20 protein-coding genes are annotated in these 20292 nt (G+C 70.8%); 3 read left to right on the top strand and 17 right to left on the bottom strand.

All coding sequences use genetic code 11. From position 1 onward, the window contains the following. Positions 1–5: 5 nt before the first annotated feature. The 11 genes from nuoK to ACZ6C1_RS26725 all read right to left on the bottom strand — a co-directional run bounded on the left by nuoK (position 6) and on the right by ACZ6C1_RS26725 (position 10890). Positions 6–305 (bottom strand): NADH-quinone oxidoreductase subunit NuoK, encoded by a 300-nt coding sequence (gene nuoK / locus ACZ6C1_RS26675; RefSeq protein WP_064070011.1) that lies wholly within the window; start codon positions 303–305, stop codon positions 6–8. Then, the gene (locus ACZ6C1_RS26680) at positions 302–1147 is read right to left on the bottom strand and encodes an NADH-quinone oxidoreductase subunit J (RefSeq protein WP_469243946.1); all 846 of its coding nucleotides are present in this window, start codon (positions 1145–1147) and stop codon (positions 302–304) included. Before ACZ6C1_RS26680 ends, nuoK begins: the two co-directional genes overlap by 4 nt. Further along, the gene (gene nuoI / locus ACZ6C1_RS26685; protein WP_469243948.1) at positions 1144–1788 is read right to left on the bottom strand and encodes an NADH-quinone oxidoreductase subunit NuoI; all 645 of its coding nucleotides are present in this window, start codon (positions 1786–1788) and stop codon (positions 1144–1146) included. The genes ACZ6C1_RS26680 and nuoI overlap by 4 nt, the downstream gene beginning before the upstream one ends. Continuing rightward, a complete protein-coding gene (nuoH, locus tag ACZ6C1_RS26690; protein ID WP_469243950.1) occupies positions 1763–3121 on the bottom strand; it encodes an NADH-quinone oxidoreductase subunit NuoH in 1359 nt (452 codons plus the stop codon). The genes nuoI and nuoH overlap by 26 nt, the downstream gene beginning before the upstream one ends. After that, positions 3118–5616: an NADH-quinone oxidoreductase subunit G gene (locus tag ACZ6C1_RS26695; protein WP_469243957.1), complete on the bottom strand. Its 2499-nt coding sequence runs from the start codon at positions 5614–5616 to the stop codon at positions 3118–3120. Before ACZ6C1_RS26695 ends, nuoH begins: the two co-directional genes overlap by 4 nt. Then, the gene (gene nuoF / locus ACZ6C1_RS26700) at positions 5613–6956 is read right to left on the bottom strand and encodes an NADH-quinone oxidoreductase subunit NuoF (protein WP_469243958.1); all 1344 of its coding nucleotides are present in this window, start codon (positions 6954–6956) and stop codon (positions 5613–5615) included. The genes ACZ6C1_RS26695 and nuoF overlap by 4 nt, the downstream gene beginning before the upstream one ends. Further along, on the bottom strand, positions 6956–7771 hold the full coding sequence (gene nuoE, locus ACZ6C1_RS26705) for an NADH-quinone oxidoreductase subunit NuoE (protein WP_469244100.1): 816 nt from the start codon (positions 7769–7771) through the stop codon (positions 6956–6958). Before nuoE ends, nuoF begins: the two co-directional genes overlap by 1 nt. A gap of 26 nt (positions 7772–7797) precedes the next feature. Continuing rightward, positions 7798–9120 (bottom strand): NADH-quinone oxidoreductase subunit D, encoded by a 1323-nt coding sequence (locus ACZ6C1_RS26710; protein WP_469243959.1) that lies wholly within the window; start codon positions 9118–9120, stop codon positions 7798–7800. Continuing rightward, on the bottom strand, positions 9117–9845 hold the full coding sequence (locus tag ACZ6C1_RS26715) for an NADH-quinone oxidoreductase subunit C (RefSeq protein ID WP_469243960.1): 729 nt from the start codon (positions 9843–9845) through the stop codon (positions 9117–9119). The genes ACZ6C1_RS26710 and ACZ6C1_RS26715 overlap by 4 nt, the downstream gene beginning before the upstream one ends. A gap of 112 nt (positions 9846–9957) precedes the next feature. Then, positions 9958–10512: a NuoB/complex I 20 kDa subunit family protein gene (locus ACZ6C1_RS26720; RefSeq protein WP_126885586.1), complete on the bottom strand. Its 555-nt coding sequence runs from the start codon at positions 10510–10512 to the stop codon at positions 9958–9960. An 18-nt stretch (positions 10513–10530) separates the two neighbouring features. Further along, entirely contained in the window at positions 10531–10890 is a 360-nt protein-coding gene (locus ACZ6C1_RS26725; protein ID WP_064070021.1) for an NADH-quinone oxidoreductase subunit A, read from the bottom strand. 690 nt (positions 10891–11580) lie between these two features. Between ACZ6C1_RS26725 and ACZ6C1_RS26730 the strand changes: the two genes are divergently transcribed. After that, positions 11581–12426 (top strand): C40 family peptidase, encoded by an 846-nt coding sequence (locus tag ACZ6C1_RS26730; RefSeq protein WP_469243961.1) that lies wholly within the window; start codon positions 11581–11583, stop codon positions 12424–12426. Here the strand turns inward: ACZ6C1_RS26730 and ACZ6C1_RS26735 are convergent. Together ACZ6C1_RS26735 and ACZ6C1_RS26740 are read right to left on the bottom strand one after the other, a co-directional pair. After that, positions 12390–13676 carry a benzoate/H(+) symporter BenE family transporter gene (locus tag ACZ6C1_RS26735; RefSeq protein WP_469243962.1) on the bottom strand — a complete coding sequence of 429 codons (1287 nt, stop codon included), beginning with the start codon at positions 13674–13676 and terminating at the stop codon, positions 12390–12392. The two genes, ACZ6C1_RS26730 and ACZ6C1_RS26735, sit on opposite strands and share 37 nt — an antisense overlap. Before the next feature lie 23 nt (positions 13677–13699). Beyond that, positions 13700–14578, bottom strand: a complete 879-nt coding sequence (locus tag ACZ6C1_RS26740; RefSeq protein WP_469243963.1) for an NAD(P)-dependent oxidoreductase — start codon at positions 14576–14578, stop codon at positions 13700–13702. 104 nt (positions 14579–14682) lie between these two features. Between ACZ6C1_RS26740 and ACZ6C1_RS26745 the strand changes: the two genes are divergently transcribed. Continuing rightward, positions 14683–15765, top strand: a complete 1083-nt coding sequence (locus tag ACZ6C1_RS26745) for a helix-turn-helix domain-containing protein (protein WP_469243964.1) — start codon at positions 14683–14685, stop codon at positions 15763–15765. Here ACZ6C1_RS26745 and ACZ6C1_RS26750 read toward each other — a convergent pair. Continuing rightward, positions 15731–17023 (bottom strand): geranylgeranyl reductase family protein, encoded by a 1293-nt coding sequence (locus ACZ6C1_RS26750; RefSeq protein WP_469243965.1) that lies wholly within the window; start codon positions 17021–17023, stop codon positions 15731–15733. The genes ACZ6C1_RS26745 and ACZ6C1_RS26750 overlap by 35 nt on opposite strands. A 98-nt stretch (positions 17024–17121) precedes the next feature. Here ACZ6C1_RS26750 and ACZ6C1_RS26755 point away from each other — a divergent pair, with 98 nt between their 5' ends. Then, positions 17122–17646, top strand: a complete 525-nt coding sequence (locus tag ACZ6C1_RS26755) for a GNAT family N-acetyltransferase (protein ID WP_469243966.1) — start codon at positions 17122–17124, stop codon at positions 17644–17646. Here ACZ6C1_RS26755 and ACZ6C1_RS26760 read toward each other — a convergent pair. The 3 genes from ACZ6C1_RS26760 to mqnC are packed head-to-tail and all read right to left on the bottom strand — an operon-like array spanning position 17643 to position 20176. Next, the gene (locus ACZ6C1_RS26760; protein WP_469243967.1) at positions 17643–18338 is read right to left on the bottom strand and encodes a demethylmenaquinone methyltransferase; all 696 of its coding nucleotides are present in this window, start codon (positions 18336–18338) and stop codon (positions 17643–17645) included. The genes ACZ6C1_RS26755 and ACZ6C1_RS26760 overlap by 4 nt on opposite strands. A 31-nt stretch (positions 18339–18369) precedes the next feature. Further along, the gene (locus tag ACZ6C1_RS26765) at positions 18370–18969 is read right to left on the bottom strand and encodes an imidazolonepropionase-like domain-containing protein (protein ID WP_469243968.1); all 600 of its coding nucleotides are present in this window, start codon (positions 18967–18969) and stop codon (positions 18370–18372) included. A gap of 7 nt (positions 18970–18976) precedes the next feature. Beyond that, entirely contained in the window at positions 18977–20176 is a 1200-nt protein-coding gene (mqnC, locus tag ACZ6C1_RS26770) for a cyclic dehypoxanthinyl futalosine synthase (protein ID WP_469243969.1), read from the bottom strand. Positions 20177–20292: the final 116 nt, after the last annotated feature.

The raw sequence follows: 20292 nt of genomic DNA on the forward strand, positions 1-20292 counted from the left end.
GCCCCTCACAGCTTCATCAGGCTGGCGTCGTCGACCGAGGCCGAGTGGCGGGAACGGAACAGCGACACGATGATCGCGAGCCCGACCACGACCTCCGCGGCGGCGACGACCATCGTGAAGAAGGCGATGATCTGGCCGTCGAGATTGCCGTGCATACGGGAGAAGGCGACGAGCGCGAGGTTGCAGGCGTTGAGCATCAGCTCGACGCACATGAAGACGACGATCGCGTTCCGCCGGATCAGCACCCCGGCCGCGCCGATGGTGAACAACAGGGCGGCCAGGTACAGGTAGTTGACCGGATTCACTGCGCGTTCTCCTCCTCACGGTCCTGGGGGCGGGACGCCTGCGGCTCCGACGGGCCGCGCCCCAGGCGCTCCTCCGCGCGCTGCTCCAGCGCCTTGAGGTCCTCCAGCGCCTGCCTCGACACATCGCGGATCTGCCCGCGCGCCCGCAGCGTCTTGTTGACGGTGAGCTCGGAGGGCGTGCCGTCGGGCAGCAGACCGGCGATGTCCACGGCGTTGTGCCGGGCGTAGACACCGGGCGCCGGCAGCGGCGGCAGGTGCTTCCCCTCCCGTACGCGCTGCTCGGACAGTTCCCGCTGGGTGCGGGCGCGCTCGGTGCGCTCCCGGTGCGTCAGCAGCATCGCGCCGACGGTCGCGGTGATCAGGAGCGCGCCGGTGATCTCGAAGGCGAAGACGTACGTGGTGAAGATCAGCTCCGCCAGGCCCTCCACATTGCCGCCGGCGTTCGCCGTGCCGAGGCCCTCGAACGTGTCCAGCGACGCCCGGCCGATACCGGCGACCAGGAGGATGCCGAAACCGAGCCCGCAGGCGGCGGCCAGCCAGCGCTGCCCCTTGATGGTCTCCTTCAGCGAGTCGGCGGCGGTGACGCCGACGAGCATGACGACGAAGAGGAACAGCATCATGATCGCGCCGGTGTAGACGATGATCTGCACGACGCCCAGGAAGTACGCCCCGTTGGCGAGGTAGAAGACCGCCAGAATGATCATGGTGGCGGCCAGGCTCAGCGCACTGTGCACGGCCTTCTTCATCAGGATCGTGGCCAGGGCACCGACGACGGCGACGGTGCCCAGCACCCAGAACTGCACGGCCTCACCCGTGGAGGCCGTGGCGGCGAGTGCGCTCATGCGCCGATCACCTTCTTCGACGCGGGCTCGCCCTCTCCGAAGTCCGACGCGCCCTCCTGCGGCTTCTCGTCACCCTTGCTCACGGCGGCCTGCGGGACCGTGCCGGGCGCGGCCTCGGTGACCAGGCCCTTGTAGTAGTCCTGCTCGGTCATGCCGGGGAAGATGGCGTGGGGCGTGTCGACCATGCCCTCCTCCAGACCCGCGAGGAGCTGCTCCTTCGTATAGATCAGGTTCTCGCGGGAGCTGTCGGCGAGCTCGAACTCGTTCGTCATCGTCAGCGCCCGGGTCGGGCAGGCCTCGATGCACAGTCCGCACAGGATGCAGCGGGCGTAGTTGATCTGGTAGACGCGGCCGTACCGCTCGCCCGGCGAGTAGCGCTCCTCGTCCGTGTTGTCCGCGCCCTCCACATAGATGGCGTCGGCCGGACAGGCCCAGGCGCACAGCTCGCACCCGACGCACTTCTCCAGCCCGTCCGGATGCCGGTTGAGCTGGTGCCGGCCGTGGAAGCGCGGCGCCGTCGTCTTCTGCTGCTCCGGATACTGCTCGGTCAGCCGCTTCTTGAACATGGCCTTGAAGGTCACGCCGAAGCCGGCGACCGGATTCTGGAAGTTGCCCTCAGACACCGTCAGCCTCCTTTCCATCACGCTCAGTGTCCGCGCCGCCACTGACAATCAGCTCACGCTCGGAGCGCGGCCGTCGGCGGGGAACCGGCGGCAGGGTCTGTCCGGGCAGCGGCGGTACGGGGAATCCGCCGGCCATCGGGTCGAACTCGGCGGGCGGGGCGGCTGCCTCCGCCTCCTGCTTGGCCTTCTTGTCGCGGAAGATGTCGACGACGAAGGAGAGCAGCAGCACCGCGATGACCGCGCCCGCCACGTACAGCACGATCTCCTGGAAGTCGTAGTTCTCGTTGCGCAGCGCCCGCACGGTCGCGACCAGCATCAGCCAGACGACCGAGACGGGGATGAGGACCTTCCAGCCGAGCTTCATCAGCTGGTCGTAGCGGACGCGGGGCAGCGTGCCGCGCAGCCAGATGAAGAAGAACAGCAGCAGCTGGACCTTGACGACGAACCAGAGCATCGGCCACCAGCCGTGGTTCGCGCCCTCCCAGAAGGTGGAGATCGGGTACGGGGCCCGCCAGCCGCCGAGGAACAGCGTCACCGACACCGCCGAGACGGTCACCATGTTCACGTACTCCGCGAGCATGAACATCGCGAACTTGATGGAGCTGTACTCGGTGTTGAACCCGCCGACCAGGTCGCCCTCGGACTCGGGCATGTCGAAGGGGGCGCGGTTGGTCTCGCCGACCATCGTGACGATGTAGATGATGAAGGAGACCGGCAGCAGGATGATGTACCAGCGGTCCGCCTGCGCCTCGACGATCGCCGAGGTCGACATCGACCCGGAGTAGAGGAAGACGGACGCGAAGGCGGCGCCCATCGCGATCTCGTAGCTGATCATCTGCGCGCACGAGCGCAGGCCGCCGAGGAGCGGGTACGTGGAGCCGGACGACCAGCCGGCCAGCACGATGCCGTAGATGCCGACGGAGGCGACCGCGAGGATGTAGAGCATCGCGATCGGAAGGTCGGTCAGCTGCATCGTGGTGCGCTGCCCGAAGATCGAGACCTCGTTGCCGGCCGGACCGAAGGGGATCACCGCGATCGCCATGAACGCCGGGATGGCGGCGATGATCGGGGCGAGAATGTAGACGACCTTGTCGGCCCGTTTGACGACCACGTCCTCCTTGAGCATCAGCTTGACGCCGTCCGCGAGGGACTGGAGAAGGCCCCAGGGGCCGTGCCGGTTGGGGCCGATGCGCAGCTGCATCCAGGCGACGACCTTGCGCTCCCACACGATGGAGAAGAGCACGGTGATCATCAGGAAGGCGAAGCAGAAGACCGCCTTGATCGCCACGAGCCACCAGGGGTCGCGGCCGAACATGGACAGGTCTTCCGCGGCCAGGGTGTACGGGATCATGCCTCCACCTCCGTGGGGGCCGCGGAGTTCGGGGTCGTCGGGGCGAGGCGGACCAGCCGGCCGGGGACCGTGCCCATGGCGGACAGCACGCCGCCCGGGGTCGAGTTGAGCGGCAGCCACACCACCCGGTCCGGCATGTCGGTGACCTTCAGCGGCAGTTCGACGGAGCCCGCCGGGCCGGTGACCGACAGGAGGTCGCCGTCCTTGACACCCGTTTCCGCCGCCGTGGCGGCCGACAGGCGGGCCACCGAGGCGTGGCGGGTGCCCGCCAGGGCCTCGTCGCCCTCCTGGAGGAGGCCCAGGTCCAGCAGCATCCGGTGGCCGGCCAGCACCGCCTCACCCTCGCCCGCGCGGGGCAGCGGCGCGGCGGACTCCACGGGGTCGCCCGCCCTCGTCCCGTCCCACGCGCCGAGCCGGTCCATCTCGCGCCGTACGGCGTTCACGTCCGGCAGGGCGAAGTGGACGTCGAGGGTGTCGGCCAGCATGTGCAGCACCCGCGCGTCGGCCGGGGCGAGTGTGCGCGTCATGTGCTGGGGCTTCAGCGCGGCCTCGAACATCCGCACCCTGCCCTCCCAGTTGAGGAAGGTGCCGGGCTTCTCCGCCACGGCGGCGACCGGGAGGACCACGTCGGCCCGCTCGGTGACCTCACCCGGCCGCAGCTCCAGCGACACCACGAACGCCGCGTCGAGGGCCTCACGCGCGCGCCGCGGGTCCGGCAGGTCGGCGACCTCGACACCCGCCACGAGCAGGGCCCCCAGCTCGCCGGTGGCCGCGGCCTCCAGGATCTGGCCCGTGTCGCGTCCGTACCGGTGCGGCAGTTCCCGTACGCCCCAGGCGGCGGCGACCTCGTCACGCGCGCGTGGATCGGTCGCGGGCCGCCCGCCCGGCAGCAGCGACGGGATCGCGCCCGCCCACACCGCGCCGCGCTCACCGGCCCGGCGCGGAATCCACACCAGCTCCGCCCCCGTCGCGGCCGCGGCGCGCACGGCCGCGGTCAGCGCGCCCGGCACTCCCGCCGACCGCTCACCGACCAGGATGACCGCGCCGGGCTCCCGCAGCGCCCCCGAGGCGGCGGTCCCGTCCGCGTCCAGCCCCGTCCCGGAGGCGAGCGCGTCCAGCCACTCCGCCTCCGTCCCGGGCGCGGCGGGCAGCAGCGTGCCGCCCGCCTTCTCCAGTCCCCGGGTCGTGTGGGAGGCGAGGGCGAAGGTCCTCTGCCCCCTCTTGCGCCACGCCTTGCGCAGCCGCAGGAAGACGCCCGGCGCCTCCTCCTCCGCCTCCAGCCCGACGAGCAGGACCGCCGGGGCCTTCTCCAGGGAGGTGTACGTGACCCCTTGTCCGTCCAGGTCCCGGCCGCGTCCCGCGACCCGGGCGGCCAGGAAGTCGGCCTCCTCGCTGCTGTGCACCCGCGCGCGGAAGTCGATGTCGTTGGTGTCGAGGGCCACGCGCGCGAACTTGGCGTACGCGTACGCGTCCTCCACCGTCAGCCGCCCGCCGGTGAGGACCCCGGTGCGGCCCTTCACCAGTCCGCGGGCCGCCGCCTCCAGGGCCTCCGGCCAGGAGGCCGGCTCCAGCGCGCCCGTGGAGGCGCTGCGCACCAGAGGCGTCGTGAGCCGGTCACGCTGCTGCGCGTACCGGAACGCGAACCGTCCCTTGTCGCACAGCCACTCCTCGTTGACCTCCGGGTCGTTGGCCGCGAGGCGCCGCATGACCTTGCCGCGCCGGTGGTCGGTGCGGGTGGCGCAGCCGCCGGCGCAGTGCTCGCAGACGCTCGGCGAGGAGACCAGGTCGAAGGGGCGGGAGCGGAACCGGTACGCCGCCGACGTCAGCGCGCCGACGGGGCAGATCTGGATGGTGTTGCCGGAGAAGTACGACTCGAACGGGTCTCCCTCGCCGGTGCCGACCTGCTGGAGCGCGCCGCGCTCGATCAGTTCGATCATCGGGTCGCCCGCGACCTGGTTGGAGAACCGGGTGCAGCGGGCGCACAGCACGCACCGCTCGCGGTCGAGGAGGACCTGGGTGGAGATCGGGACGGGCTTCTCGTAGGTCCGCTTGCGTCCCTCGAAGCGGGAGTCGGCCTGTCCGTGCGACATGGCCTGGTTCTGCAGCGGGCACTCGCCGCCCTTGTCGCAGACGGGGCAGTCCAGCGGGTGGTTGATGAGCAGCAGCTCCATCACCCCCACCTGGGCCTTCTCGGCGACGGGCGAGGTGAGCTGCGACTTGACGACCATGCCGTCGGTGCAGGTGATGGTGCAGGACGCCATCGGCTTGCGCTGGCCCTCGACCTCGACGATGCACTGCCGGCAGGCGCCGGCCGGGTCGAGGAGGGGGTGGTCGCAGAACCGGGGGATCTCGATGCCGAGCTGCTCGGCGGCGCGGATGACCAGCGTCCCCTTGGGGACGGAGATCTCGATCCCGTCGATGGTCAGCGTGACCAGGTCTTCGGGTGGGACGGCCGCGCTGCCGCCCCCGGCGGGGCCGGATGCCATGACGGTCACGCCGTCACCTCCACGTGGTTGTCCGCCCAGGCGGTCGACTTGGCCGGGTCGAAGGGGCAGCCCTTGCCCGTGATGTGCTGCTCGTACTCCCCGCGGAAGTACTTCAGCGACGAGAAGATCGGCGAGGCGGCGCCGTCACCGAGGGCGCAGAACGACTTGCCGTTGATGTTGTCGGCGATGTCGTTCAGCTTGTCGAGGTCGCCCAGGGAGCCCTTGCCGGCCTCGATGTCGCGGAGCAACTGCACGAGCCAGTAGGTGCCTTCCCGGCAGGGGGTGCACTTGCCGCACGACTCGTGGGCGTAGAACTCGGTCCACCGGGTCACCGCCCGCACCACGCACGTCGTCTCGTCGAAGCACTGGAGCGCCTTGGTGCCGAGCATCGAGCCGGCCGCGCCGACGCCCTCGTAGTCGAGGGGCACGTCGAGGTGCTCGTCGGTGAACATCGGGGTGGACGAGCCTCCCGGCGTCCAGAACTTCAGCCGGTGGCCGGGCCGCATGCCGCCGCTCATGTCGAGCAGCTGGCGCAGGGTGATGCCGAGCGGCGCCTCGTACTGGCCGGGCGAGGCGACGTGGCCGCTGAGCGAGTAGAGCGTGAAGCCGGGGGACTTCTCGCTGCCCATCGACCGGAACCAGTCCTTGCCCCGGTTGAGGATCGCGGGAACCGAGGCGATGGACTCGACGTTGTTCACCACAGTGGGGCACGCGTACAGGCCGGCGACCGCGGGGAAGGGGGGACGCAGCCGGGGCTGGCCGCGGCGGCCTTCGAGCGAGTCGAGCAGCGCGGTCTCCTCGCCGCAGATGTACGCGCCGGCGCCCGCGTGCACGGTGAGTTCGAGGTCGAGTCCGCTGCCGAGGATGTCCCGGCCGAGGTAGCCGGCCGCGTACGCCTCGCGTACGGCCTCGTGCAGCCTGCGCAGTACGGGCACGACCTCGCCGCGCAGGTAGATGAAGGCGTGGCTGGACCGGATCGCGTAGCAGGCGATCACGATGCCCTCGATGAGGGAGTGCGGGTTGGCGAAGAGGAGCGGGATGTCCTTGCAGGTCCCGGGCTCCGACTCGTCGGCGTTGACAACGAGATAGTGCGGCTTGCCGTCTCCCTGGGGGATGAACTGCCACTTCATCCCGGTGGGGAAGCCCGCGCCGCCGCGGCCGCGGAGGCCGGAGTCCTTGACGAACGCGATGAGGTCGTCGGGCGTCATGGCGAGGGCCTTCTTGAGCCCCTCGTAGCCCTCGTGCCGCTTGTAGGTCTCCAGCGTCCACGAGTTCGGCTGGTCCCAGAACGCGGACAGGACCGGTGCGAGCAGCTTCTCGGGGCTGGTCATCTCGGGTGCCAACGTCATCACTCCCCCTCCTCGGTGACCGGGCCGGTCGGGTGCTCGGGGTCCGAGGCCGAGGTCGGCTGTGGCGCGTCGTGCGAGCTGAGGTGTCCCGATCCTGGGGTGGGCTCGTCGTGCGGGGCCTCACCTCGCGGGTGGACCACGCGTGCCCCGGGTGCGGCCTCGCCCTTGGCGAGCTTCAGGCCGATCAGCGAGGCGGGTCCCGCGCCACCGGTCGCCTCGACCGCGCCGGGGCGCTCGTCGGGGAAGCCGGCCAGGATGCGGGCGGTCTCCTTGTACGTGCACAGGGGCGCGCCGCGGGTCGGTGCGACGGGGCGGCCGGCACGGAGGTCGTCCACGAGCCGCTTGGCGGACTCGGGCGTCTGGTTGTCGAAGAACTCCCAGTTGACCATCACCACGGGTGCGAAGTCACAGGCCGCGTTGCACTCGATGTGTTCGAGGGTGACCTTGCCGTCCGGGGTGGTCTCGCTGTTGCCGACGCCGAGGTGCTGCTGGAGCTCCTCGAAGATGGCGTCGCCGCCCATGACCGCGCACAGGGTGTTGGTGCACACCCCGACCTGGTAGTCGCCGGAGGGCTTGCGCCGGTACATGGTGTAGAAGGTCGCGACGGCGGTGACCTCGGCGGTGGTCAGGTCCAGCATGTCGGCGCAGAACCGCATGCCGGTGCGGGTCACGTACCCCTCCTCCGACTGCACCAGGTGCAGCAGCGGCAGCAGGGCGGACCGGCTGTCGGGGTAGCGGGCGATGATCTCCCTGGCGTCCGCTTCGAGCCGGGCCCGTACGTCGGCGGGGTAGTCGGGGGCGGGGAGTTGCGGCATCCCCAGGCCGACCTCTTGATTGGCGGTCACCGGTCGACGCCTCCCATCACGGGGTCGATGGACGCGACGGCGACGATGACGTCGGCGACCTGGCCGCCCTCGCACATCGCCGCCATGGCCTGCAGGTTGGTGAACGACGGGTCGCGGAAGTGGACCCGGTAGGGGCGGGTGCCGCCGTCGCTCACGACGTGGACGCCCAGCTCGCCCTTGGGCGACTCGACCGCCGTGTAGGTCTGGCCGGGCGGGACCCGGAAGCCCTCGGTGACCAGCTTGAAGTGGTGGATCAGGGCCTCCATGGACGTGCCCATGATCTTCTTGATGTGGTCGAGGGAGTTGCCGAGTCCGTCCGGGCCGAGGGCAAGCTGGGCGGGCCAGGCGATCTTCTTGTCGGCGACCATCACCGGGCCCGGCTCCAGCCGGTCCAGGCACTGCTCGACGATCCGCAGCGACTGGCGCATCTCCTCCAGCCGGATGAGGAAGCGGCCGTAGGCGTCGCAGGTGTCGGAGGTCGGGACGTCGAACTCGTACGTCTCGTAGCCGCAGTACGGGTCGGTCTTGCGCAGGTCGTGCGGGAGGCCGGCGGAGCGGAGGATCGGGCCGGTGGCGCCGAGGGCCATGCAGCCGGACAGGTCCAGGTAGCCGATGTCCTGCATGCGGGCCTTGAAGATGGGGTTGCCGGTGGCGAGCTTGTCGTACTCCGGCATGTTCTTCTTCATCGTCTTCACGAACTCGCGAAGCTGGTCGATGGCGCCGGGCGGCAGGTCCTGGGCGAGGCCGCCGGGGCGGATGAAGGCGTGGTTCATGCGCAGGCCGGTGATCAGCTCGTACAGGTCCAGGATCATCTCGCGGTCCCGGAAGCCGTAGATCATGATCGTGGTGGCGCCCAGCTCCATGCCGCCGGTGGCGATGCACACCAGGTGGGAGGAGAGCCGGTTGAGCTCCATCAGCAGGACGCGGATGATCGTCGCCCGGTCGGGGATATGGTCCTCGATGCCGAGGAGCTTCTCGACGCCCAGGCAGTACGCCGCCTCGTTGAAGAAGGGCGTCAGGTAATCCATGCGCGTGACGAAGGTCGTGCCCTGCGTCCACGTGCGGTATTCGAGGTTCTTCTCGATGCCGGTGTGGAGGTAGCCGATGCCGCAGCGGGCCTCGGTGACGGTCTCGCCGTCGATCTCCAGGATGAGCCGGAGCACACCGTGGGTGGACGGGTGCTGCGGGCCCATGTTGACGACGATGCGCTCGTCGTCGGCCTTGGCCGCGGACTGGACGACCTCGTCCCAGTCGCCGCCGGTGACCGTGTAGACGGTGCCCTCGGTGGTCTCGCGGGCGCTGGCAGGTGGAGTGGTCACGAGTACGACCTCCGCTGGTCCGGAGCCGGGATCTGGGCGCCCTTGTACTCGACGGGGATGCCGCCGAGGGGGTAGTCCTTGCGCTGCGGGAAGCCCTGCCAGTCGTCCGGCATCATGATCCGGGTGAGGGCGGGGTGGCCGTCGAAGACCAGGCCGAAGAAGTCGTACGTCTCGCGCTCGTGCCAGTCGTTGGTCGGGTAGACCCCGACGAGCGAGGGGACGTGCGGATCGGTGTCCGGGGCGGTGACTTCGAGCCGGATCAGCCGGCCGTGGGTGAGCGAGCGCAGGTGGTAGACCGCGTGCAGTTCGCGGCCCTTGTCCCCGGGGTAGTGGACGCCGCTCACGCCCGTGCAGAGCTCGAAGCGCAGGGCTGGGTCGTCGCGCAGGGTGCGGGCCACGCGTACGAGGTGCTCGCGGGCGATGTGGAAGGTGATCTCGTCCCGGTCGACGACCGTCTTCTCGATGGCGTTCTCCGGGACGAGTCCCTGCTCGTCGAGGGCGCCCTCCAGCTCGTCGGCGACTTCGTCGAACCAGCCGCCGTAGGGACGGGTGGCCGGGCCCGGCAGGCGTACGGAGCGGACGAGGCCGCCGTAGCCGGAGGTGTCGCCGCCGCTGTTCGCGCCGAACATGCCGCGCTGGACGCGAACCTCCTCGCCGTGCGAGCCGCGCTGCCCGGGCAGGTTCTGCGCGCTGAGGTCCTTCTCGGGATTCGGCTGATCGCTCATCGCGCACCCCTCTTCGCTTCTCCGCCCGCGCGGAGCGGAGGCTCGCCCTTCGTCGTCGTCCGCGGCCCGGGGGCCGCCCCGCCGCCGCAGCGGCCGGTGTCGCGCGCGTCGCTCACCTCAGCAGCCCCTTCATCTCGATCGTGGGCAGCGCCTTCAGGGCCGCCTCCTCCGCCTCGCGGGCCGCTTCGCGCGCGTTGACGCCGAGCTTGGAGCTCTGGATCTTCTGGTGGAGCTTGAGGATCGCGTCCATCAACATCTCCGGACGCGGAGGGCAGCCCGGCAAATAGATGTCAACGGGAACAATGTGGTCGACGCCCTGCACAATCGCGTAATTGTTGAACATCCCACCCGACGAGGCACAAACCCCCATGGAAATGACCCACTTGGGGTTGGGCATCTGGTCGTAGACCTGGCGGAGGACGGGCGCCATCTTCTGGCTCACCCGGCCGGCCACGATCATCAGGTCGGCCTGGCGCGGGGAGCCGCGGAAGACCTCCATGCCGAAGCGGGCCAGGTCGTACCGCCCGGCACCGGTCGTCATCATCTCGATCGCGCAGCAGGCGAGGCCGAAGGTCGCGGGGAAGACGGACGCCTTGCGCACCCAGCCCGCGGCCTGTTCGACGGTCGTCAGCAGAAAACCGCTCGGCAGCTTCTCTTCGAGTCCCATTTGGTGCCCCTCAGCCCCTCAGTCCCATTCCAGGCCGCCGCGCCGCCATACATACGCGTAGGCGACGAAGACGGTGAGCACGAAGAGCAGCATCTCCACGAGCCCGAAAAGCCCCAGGGCGTCGAAGCTGACGGCCCAGGGGTAGAGGAAGACGATCTCGATGTCGAAGACGATGAAGAGCATCGCCGTCAGGTAGTACTTGATGGGGAAGCGGCCCCCTCCGGCCGGAGTGGGCGTCGGCTCGATACCGCACTCGTATGCCTGAAGCTTCGCCCGGTTGTACCTCTTTGGGCCGATAAGCGTGGCCATGACCACGGAGAAGATCGCAAACCCTGCCCCGAGGGCGCCGAGCACGAGGATGGGCGCGTAGGCATTCACGCTCCTCGCTCCTTCCAGTCGTCCTTGACCGATGGACCGCACCGGGCACCGTCTCGCCGCCTCGAAGATCGTGCATATGTGAGGCAGTTCACAAGCCCGACTGCTTCGCATCCTATGCCCGTCGATCTGTGATCTGCGACACGGGGTACGGCAACGCTCTTGTGATCTCCACCACCCGACGAAGGATCATGAATCACCGGCAGAGGTGATCTTCATACCGCCCGTGTCCAGACACTCACAAGACGTGACATTTTCGGGGGTCCTGGCAGGTCAGAAGGGCCTCGCCCTATCAAGCGATGGCGGGTACAGGCAAATTCGCCCTGGACTCCTCCGGGTTATAAAGAACCGCGCTTCACTCACGCGGGGGCCCCGCCGGTACCGAAGTGGACACGTGCGCGTTTTCACGATCTTCCGGGCATCCGCGACAGTGACCTTCCCGTGACCTGCGTCACTCCCCTTCCGGGCCGGCGAAAGCGGGCTTGGCCACCGGAGTGAAGGAGTGGTAAGCACACGGCAATTCGGGCGTTTCGCGGAAAACCCATGATCACGGCCCTGATCACCACAGTCCGCAATGTCCGTTACGGCGTCAATAAGAGCCACACGGAAGCGGATTCACCCAATCCACGCGCAACTGTGGCGCAACACACGTTTCTTGAAGGGAACCGTGAAGCCCTGATAGCGGTTGTACTCATGTCCCACACCGCTCACATACCCAGCCACCGGAAGCCCCGCCGCAGCGCTTCGAAGCTCGCGCTGCGGGCCGGAGTTGCCGGTGGCGTCCTCAGCACCATCGCGGTGGCCGGTGCTGCCGGGCCGGCGAACGCCGAGCCGGTGACCGAGACCATCGAGATGCCCACCCTCAACGCGGACCTCTCCGCGGACCTGTCGAGCGCCGTCGCCGCCTCCGCCGAGGCGACCCAGCAGATCGCGCTCGACGAGGAGCTGCAGGCCCAGGAGGACGCCGCGGCCACCAAGGCCGCGAAGGAGGCCAAGAAGGCCAAGGCCGAGGCGGAGCGCAAGGCAGAGGCCGAGGAGGCCCAGCGCAAGGCCGAGGCGAAGGCCAAGGCCGAGGCCGCCGCCGAGCGCGCCTCCCGCTCCTCCGAGCGCACCACGCTGTCCGCGTCCGCCGGTGACTCCTCCGACGACGACGGCGGCTCCTCCTACGACTCCGGCCAGGCGACCGGCTCCGCCGCGGCGATCGTGGCCTTCGCCCGCGCCCAGGTCGGCGACGCCTACGTCATGGGAAGCACCGGTCCGAACTCCTGGGACTGCTCCGGCCTCGTCCAGGCCGCGTACCGCCAGGCCGGCATCGAGCTCCCGCGCGTCTCCGGCGACCAGTCGAGCCGCGGCACTTCCGTCTCGCTGGACAACCTCCAGCCGGGCGACATCCTCTACTGGGGCAGCCGGAGCAACTCGTACCACGTGGCGATCTACGTGGGCGGTGGCATGTTCGTCGGCGCGCAGAACCCCGGCACCGGTGTCGTCGAGCGCTCGCTCGACTACGACCCGCCGTCCGGCGCGGTCCGCGTGCTCTGAGGCGTACGCACAGGGCTTGAAGGGCCGTCGCTCCCCCGCTCGGGGAGGGAGCGACGGCCCTTCGGCGTGCGCCCGCCCAGCAGGAAGTGCGCGGCGACACCCGCGAGCAGGCCCCAGAACGGCGAGCCGATCCCGGCGATCGTGACGCCCGACGCGGTGGCCAGGAACGTGATGACCGAGGCCTCCCGGTCGCGCTCGTCGGCGACGGTACGGGCCAGGCTGCCCGCGATCGAGCCGAGCAGCGCCACCCCGGCGAGCGTGGCGACCAGCGCCCTGGGCAGTCCGGTGAACAGCGCGACCAGCGTGGCGCCGAAGCAGCCGACCACCAGGTACCCGACGCCGCACGTCACCCCGGCGATCCAGCGCTTGGCCGGGTCCCGGTGCGCGTCCGGTCCGGTGCAGATCGCCGCCGTGATGGCCGCCGGGTTGATCGCGTGCGACCCGAACGGCGCGAGGAGCACCGACACCAGGCCGGTCGTCCCGCACACCACCCGGCTGTCGGGCCGGTACCCCGCCGCGTTCAGCACCGCGATGCCCGGCGCGTACTGCCCCGCGAGGGTCGCCACCAGCAGCGGCACACCGATGCCGACGAGCGCCCCGACCGAGAACTGGGGAACCGTGAAATGCGGGACCGCCAGTCCCAGTCCCGGCAAATCGACCCGGAGTCCGCCCGTCGCCCCCGCCACCGCCAGCCCGGCCACGAGCGCGCACACCACCGCGTACGTCGGCGCCAGGCGCCGCGCCAGCAGGTAGGCCAGCAGCATCGCGCCGGCCGGCAGCGGAGCCGCCCGTACCGAGGTGAAGACGGCCGTGCCGAAGGAGAACAGCGTCCCGGCGAGCATCGCCGCGACCACGCCCGCCGGGATGCGGGCCATCACGCGCGCGAACACCCCGGTCGCCGTGAGCGCCGTGGCCGCGACGCCCGCCGCCAGGAAGGCGCCGACGGCCTCGGCGTAGCCGTGCTGGGGAAGGGCGGTGACCAGGATCGCCGCGCCGGGCGTGGAGAACGCGGTGATGACCGGGGCGCGGCTCCACCAGCTGAGGCCGACGCAGGTGACGCCCGCGCCGATGGAGACGGCCCACACCCACGACGACGCTTCCGCCTCGGAGAGACCGGCCGCCGAGGCGGCGGCCAGGACCAGGGCGAGGGGCCCCGCGTACGAGACGACCATCGCCACCGTCCCGGCGGTCACGGCCGTCAGCGGAACGGCTCCACCGGTGGGTATCGGTCCACGGGCTCCACGGATCATGCGCTCATCGTGCCGTACCCGGTTCAGCGCCCGCGGAACGCGTCCACCAGGCGGGCGTAGCTGTCACCGCCGTTGCCCTCCGCGACGGCCTTCGCCATCAACTCCCGGTGCAGTTCCGGGAGCCGGCCGTCGATCCCCCGCTCCCGGCCGGCGTGCAGCAGGTGCTCGACGGCCGCAAGCTGGACGTCGATGGTGGCGTCGTCGCCCGGGTAGTGGCCGGCGTCGATCTGGCCGGCGTACCGCTCCATGAAGCCGCTCACCGTCCCCAGCCAGCGGACCGCGACCGGGGTGAAATCGCTCGCCGCCACCCCGTCCGCGCCGACCAGGGCGGTGGCGTGCAGCCAGCCGCCGAACACCGACCACATCAGCCCCAGCAGCCCCGCGTCGTACAGCGAGGCGAGCCCGGGGTCCGTGCCCAGGTCGACCGGGTCGCCGAGCACCGCCAGGGTGTCGCGGTGGGCGGCCAGCACCTCGGCCGGGCCGCCGTACAGGAACATGCTCGTGGACCGGCCCACGCCCTCCGGCGTCGTCATGATGCCGCCGTCCAGGTAGCCGATGGAGTGCCCGGCGGCCCAGGCGGCCATCTCCCGTGCCTGCTCCGGCGAACCGGACGTGAGATTGACCAGCGTGCGGCCCGCCAGCGACGTGGCCACCGGGTCCAGCAGGGCGCGGACGGCGTCGTAGTCCCAGACGCAGACCAGGACGAGATCGCTCGCGGTGACGGCCCCGGCGACCGTCTCCGCGTGGACGGCGCCGCCGGCGGCGAGGGCTTCGGCCTTGGCGGGGGTGCGGTTCCAGACGGTGGTGGGGTGGCCGGCGGCGAGGAGGGCGGCGGCGAGCGCCGAGCCCATCCGGCCCAGTCCCAGCACGGTGACTTCGGCCTTCGTGGGTGCGTTATTCATGATCACCAGGCTGGCAGCGGGCCGGGAGGGCCGACAGTGGCAGGACTGCCCAGCCCCGCAAAATTCCTGCCGGGCACCCCGTGGACGACGTACGCTCGACGGTCATGAGACCGGGACCGGGGACCGTCGCCATCGCCGTCGTACCGGACCGCGGCACGGGCATCTCGCCGTGGGAGATGTACGAACTCTCCATCGCCCTCGCGGTCTTCGGCATCCCGCACCGGGACCTGGCCGACTCCTGGTACGAGCTCCGCCTCTGCGGCTCCGCCGCGGCCCCGGCGGCCGGCCCCTTCGCACTGCGTACGGATCACGGACTCGACGCCCTCGTCGGCGCCGGCACCGTCATCGTGCCGTCCGTCCCGGAACGGGTGGTGGACGACGGCGAGGACGTCCCCGCGGAGCTCGTCGAGGCGCTGCGCGCGGCCGCCGCTTCCGGGGCGCGCATGGTGTCGCTGTGCACCGGCGCCTTCGCGCTCGCCGCCGCCGGGCTCCTCGACGGTTGCCGGGCCACCGCCCACTGGCAGCACACCGCCGAACTGGCCGCCCGCCATCCCGCCGTGATCGTCGACGACTCGGTCCTCTACACCGACGAGGGCACCGTCCTGACCAGCGCGGGCGCCACCGCGGCCCTCGACCTGTGCCTGCACCTGGTCCGCCGCGACCTCGGCGCCCGGGTCGCCAACCAGCTCGCCCGGCGGCTGGTCGTGCACGCCCACCGGGCCGGCGGCCAGGCGCAGTTCATCGACGCGCCACTGCCACCCGCCGAGGACGACGGCCTCGGCCCCGTACTCCAGTGGGCGACCGAGCACCTCGCCGAACCGCTGACCGTCGACGACCTGGCGCGCCGGGCACGGATGAGCCCGCGCAGCTTCCACCGGCGCCTGCTGGAGGCCACCGGGACGACGCCCTTGCAGTGGCTGCTCCAGCAGCGGATCGCCCACGCCCAGCTACTCCTGGAATCGACCGATCTGCCCGTCGAGCGGATAGGCGAGAGCAGCGGGCTGGGCACGGCGGCGAATCTGCGCCGGCACTTCAGCCGCTCCGTCGGGGTCTCCCCCACCGACTACCGCAAGGCGTTCAGGCCGTCGGGTCCCAAGCCGGCCGGTCCCAAGCCGACCGGTCTCAAGCCGGCGGGTCTCAAGCCGGCCGGTCTCAGGCCTTCGGGGCGACCTTCGACAGACCGTTGATGATGCGGTCCATCGCGTCGCCGCCGGTCGGGTCGGTGAGGTTCGCCAGCATCTTCAGCGTGAACTTCATCAGCAGCGGGTGGGTCAGACCACGCTGCGTCGCGATCTTCATGACCTTCGGGTTGCCGATCAGCTTCACGAAGGCGCGGCCCAGCGTGTAGTAGCCGCCGTAGGTGTCCTTGAGGATCTTCGGGTAGTTGTGCAGGGCCAGTTCGCGCTGTGCCGGGGTGGCGCGTGCGTGCGCCTGGACGATGACGTCGGCGGCGAGCTGCCCGGACTCCATGGCGTACGCGATGCCCTCGCCGTTGAACGGGTTGACCAGGCCGCCCGCGTCGCCGACCAGCAGCAGGCCGCGCGTGTAGTGCGGCTGCCGGTTGAAGGCCATGGGCAGCGCGGCACCGCGGATCGGACCGGTCATGTTCTCCGGGGTGTACCCCCAGTCCTCCGGCATCGAGGCGCACCACGCCTTCAGCACCTCGCGCCAGTCGAGCTCCTTGAAGGAGTCGGAGGTGTTGAGCACGCCGAGACCGACGTTGGACGTGCCGTCACCCATGCCGAAGATCCAGCCGTAGCCGGGCAGCAGCCGGTCCTCGCCGGGACCGCGGCGGTCCCACAGCTCCAGCCAGGACTCCAGGTAGTCGTCGTCGTGGCGGGGGGAGGTGAAGTACGTACGGACGGCCACGCCCATCGGCCGGTCCTCGCGCCGGTGCAGGCCCATGGCGAGTGACAGCCGCGTGGAGTTGCCGTCGGCGGCGACGACGAGCGGCGCGTGGAAGGTGACCGGCGTCTTGTCCTCGCCCAGCTTGGCGTGCACGCCGGTGATCCGGCCGGTGCGGTCGTCGACGACCGGGGCGCCGACGTTGCACCGCTCGTACAGCCGCGCCCCGGCCTTCTGCGCCTGCCGGGCGAGCTGCTCGTCGAAGTCGTCGCGCTTGCGGACCAGTCCGTAGTCCGGGTAGCTGGCCAGCTCCGGCCAGTCGAGCTGGAGGCGGACGCCGCCGCCGATGATGCGCAGCCCCTTGTTGCGCAGCCAGCCCGCCTCCTCGGAGATGTCGATGCCCATGGCCACGAGCTGCTTGGTCGCGCGGGGCGTCAGGCCGTCACCGCAGACCTTCTCGCGCGGGAACGCCGTCTTCTCCAGGAGCAGGACGTCCAGTCCGGCCTTGGCGAGGTAGTACGCGGTCGTCGAACCGGCCGGACCGGCCCCGACGACGATCACATCCGCGGTGTGTTCGGAGAGGGGCTGCTGCTCGGTCACGGCGGGGTCTCCCGAATACTCGAAATTGCGTACCGGACGGCACAGGACGTGTGCAGTCTATGGGGACGTACCGACCACCGACCCGAAGGGCCACCCCGATGACCGAGCTGCTCCCCGATGTTGTCCAGCCCGTTGTCCGGCTGCGTGTGCCGACGGACGAGGACGCGTACGCCTGGCACCGGGTCTTCGACGACCCGGAGGTGATGGAGTACTTCCAGGGCGGCCCCGCCGAGCTGTCCGTCTACCACGAGATCACCGCCCGGCAGCGCCGGCACGACGCCGAACTCGGCTTCTGCCTGTGGACGCTGCTGGACGAGGACGGCGAGGTCATCGGCTTCACGGGCGCGCAGCCGTGGCCGCACGGCTGGGGGCCGGTGGGTGAGACGGAGATCGGCTGGCGGCTGGCGCGGTCCGCGTGGGGCAAGGGGTACGCCACGGCCGCCGCCCGCGCCACGCTGGAGCGGCTGCGGGCCGCGGGGGTGGAGCGGGTGGTCGCCATGGTGAACACCCGCAACGAGCGGTCGATGGCGGTGACGCGGCGGCTCGGGATGACGCGGGCGGAGACGTACGCCATTCCCGGCAGCGGGGGGCAGGAGGGGTACTGCTTCCGCCTGGAGCTCTAAGCCGCCTTCGTGCCCCGGTGCAGCGCCACGACGCCACCGGTCAGGTTCCGCCACGCCACCTTGGACCAGCCGGCCTTCTGGAGGAGCCCGGCGAGCGTCGGCTGGTCGGGCCAGCTCTGGATGGACTCGGCGAGGTACACGTACGCGTCGGGGCTGGACGACACGGCACGCGCGACCGGCGGCAGCGCGCGCATCAGGTACTCCTCGTACACGGTCCGGAACGGCGCCCAGGTGGGGTGCGAGAACTCGCAGATCACGACTCGCCCGCCGGGCTTGGTCACCCGGTACAGCTCGCGCAGCGCGGCGTCCGTGTCCTGGACGTTGCGCAGCCCGAAGGAGATCGTCACCGCGTCGAAGACCCCGTCCCGGAACGGCAGCCTCGTGGCGTCGCCCGCGGTCAGCGGCAGCCACGGGTGGCGCCTCTTGCCCTCGCGCAGCATGCCGAGCGAGAAGTCGCACGGCACGACGTACGCCCCGGCCTGCGCGAACGGCAGCGACGACGTGCCGGTGCCGGCCGCCAGGTCGAGGACCTTCTGCCCGGGCCGCGCGTCGACCGCCTTGGCGACCTCCTTGCGCCACCGCCGGTCCTGGCCGAGTGAGAGCACGTCGTTGGTGAGGTCGTAGTTCGCGGCGACGTCGTCGAACATCGAGGCGACTTCGTGCGGCTGCTTGTCCAGGGATGCTCGGGTCACCCGCCCATTGTGGCAGGCGACCCCCTTCCGCCTACGCGCGCCTGTGGACCAGGCGGCCCGCCACGACGGTCGCCACGCACGTGGAGGCGCCGAGCCGTACGAGGGCGGCCCGGTCCGGTACGTCGAACACCGCGAACCGCGCGGGCCTTCCGGCGCCGAGCGCCGGCAGCAGCACCAGGGGCGTCGGCGAGAAGGACGCCGGCCCCGACAGGCTCGGCGGGCGGCCCGCCATGGCGAGCCCGGCCCGTCGCACCGCGTCCAGGGCGGCGCGGGTGCGCAGTTCACCGGCGACGGCGACCGTGCCGTGCGCCAGCAGACGCTGCACCCCGCGGCGCGCGCTGGCGCCCTGGCGTGACGGGTCGGCCCGGAAGAGGGCCCGGGCCCGTTCACCGGTGAGGGGCTCGGTGCCGAACTCGTCGGCCTCGCGCGGGTCGGGGTGGTACGTCTGCTCCAGCAGCTCGGGGCCGTACGGGTTGAGCAGCCCGGGGGTGAGGATGCCGGGCCACCGCCGCACCCGCGCCGAGGGGTGTGCGGCGGCCAGTTCCTCGTACGGGCCGACGGCGGCGATGTCCGCGCCCTCGACGAGGACAGCGGACTCGGGCGAGGCCTCGGCCACGTGGATCGTCAGCACGGCGGGCTCAGGTGGTGGGGAGCAGCTTGAGTTCCGGGTGGGCGGTGCCGCCCTGGATGGCCGTGGAGGAGATGTGGGAGGCGACACGGTCGTCGACCGGGTCGTTCGCCGGGTCGTCGTGGACGACGATGTGCTCGTACGTCGTCGTGCGCTGCGCCGGGACACGGTCGGCGGTGCGGATCATGTCGATCATCTCGCGGAGGTTGGAGCGGTGCTTCGCGCCCGCCGACGACACCACGTTCTCCTCCAGCATGATCGACCCCAGGTCGTCAGCGCCGTAGTGCAGGGTCAGCTGGCCGATCTCCTTGCCCGTGGTCAGCCACGAGCCCTGGATGTGGGCGATGTTGTCGAAGAACAGCCGGGCGATCGCGATCATCCGCAGGTACTCGAAGATCGTCGCCTGCGTGCGGCCCTTCAGGTGGTTGTTCTCCGGCTGGTACGTGTACGGGATGAACGCCCGGAAGCCGCCCGTGCGGTCCTGGACGTCCCGGATCATCCGCATGTGCTCGATGCGCTCGGCGTTGGTCTCGCCGGTGCCCATGAGCATGGTGGAGGTCGACTCGACGCCCATCCGGTGCGCGGTCTCCATGATCTCCAGCCAGCGCTCGCCCGACTCCTTCAGCGGTGCGATGGCCTTGCGGGGCCGCTCGGGGAGCAGCTCCGCGCCGGCGCCGGCGAACGAGTCGAGACCGGCGGCGTGGATGCGGGAGATCGCCTCCTCGACGGAGACGCCGGAGATGCGGGCCATGTGCTCGACCTCGGAGGCGCCGAGGGAGTGGATGACGAGCTGCGGGAAGGCCTTCTTGATCGCGGCGAAGTGCTTCTCGTAGTACTCGACGCCGTAGTCGGGGTGGTGCCCGCCCTGGAACATGATCTGCGTACCACCCAGCTCGACCGTCTCCGCGCACCGGCGCAGGATGTCGTCGAGGTCCCGGGTCCAGCCCTTGGCGGTGTCCTTCGGCGGCGCGTAGAAGGCACAGAACTTGCACGCCGTCACGCACACGTTGGTGTAGTTGATGTTCCGCTCGATGATGTACGTGGCGATGTGCTCCGTACCGGCGTACCGCCGCCGCCGCACCGCGTCCGCCGCCGCGCCCAGCGCGTGGAGGGGGGCCGACCGGTACAGGTCGAGTGCCTCCTCCGGCGTGATCCGCCCACCCTCGGCGGCACGGTCGAGGACGGCTTGCATATCGGCCTTCTCGGTCACCGGGTGTCCCTTTCGGCAGGGTTGTGGACGGACCGAACCAGCCTACGCCAGCGCTTCCGCGGCCCACCGGCGCACCCCACCCGCCCTCATGGCGTGCGGTGTTCTTCCCGCACGGG

It is taken from the genome of Streptomyces sp. NPDC041796 (assembly GCF_055590785.1).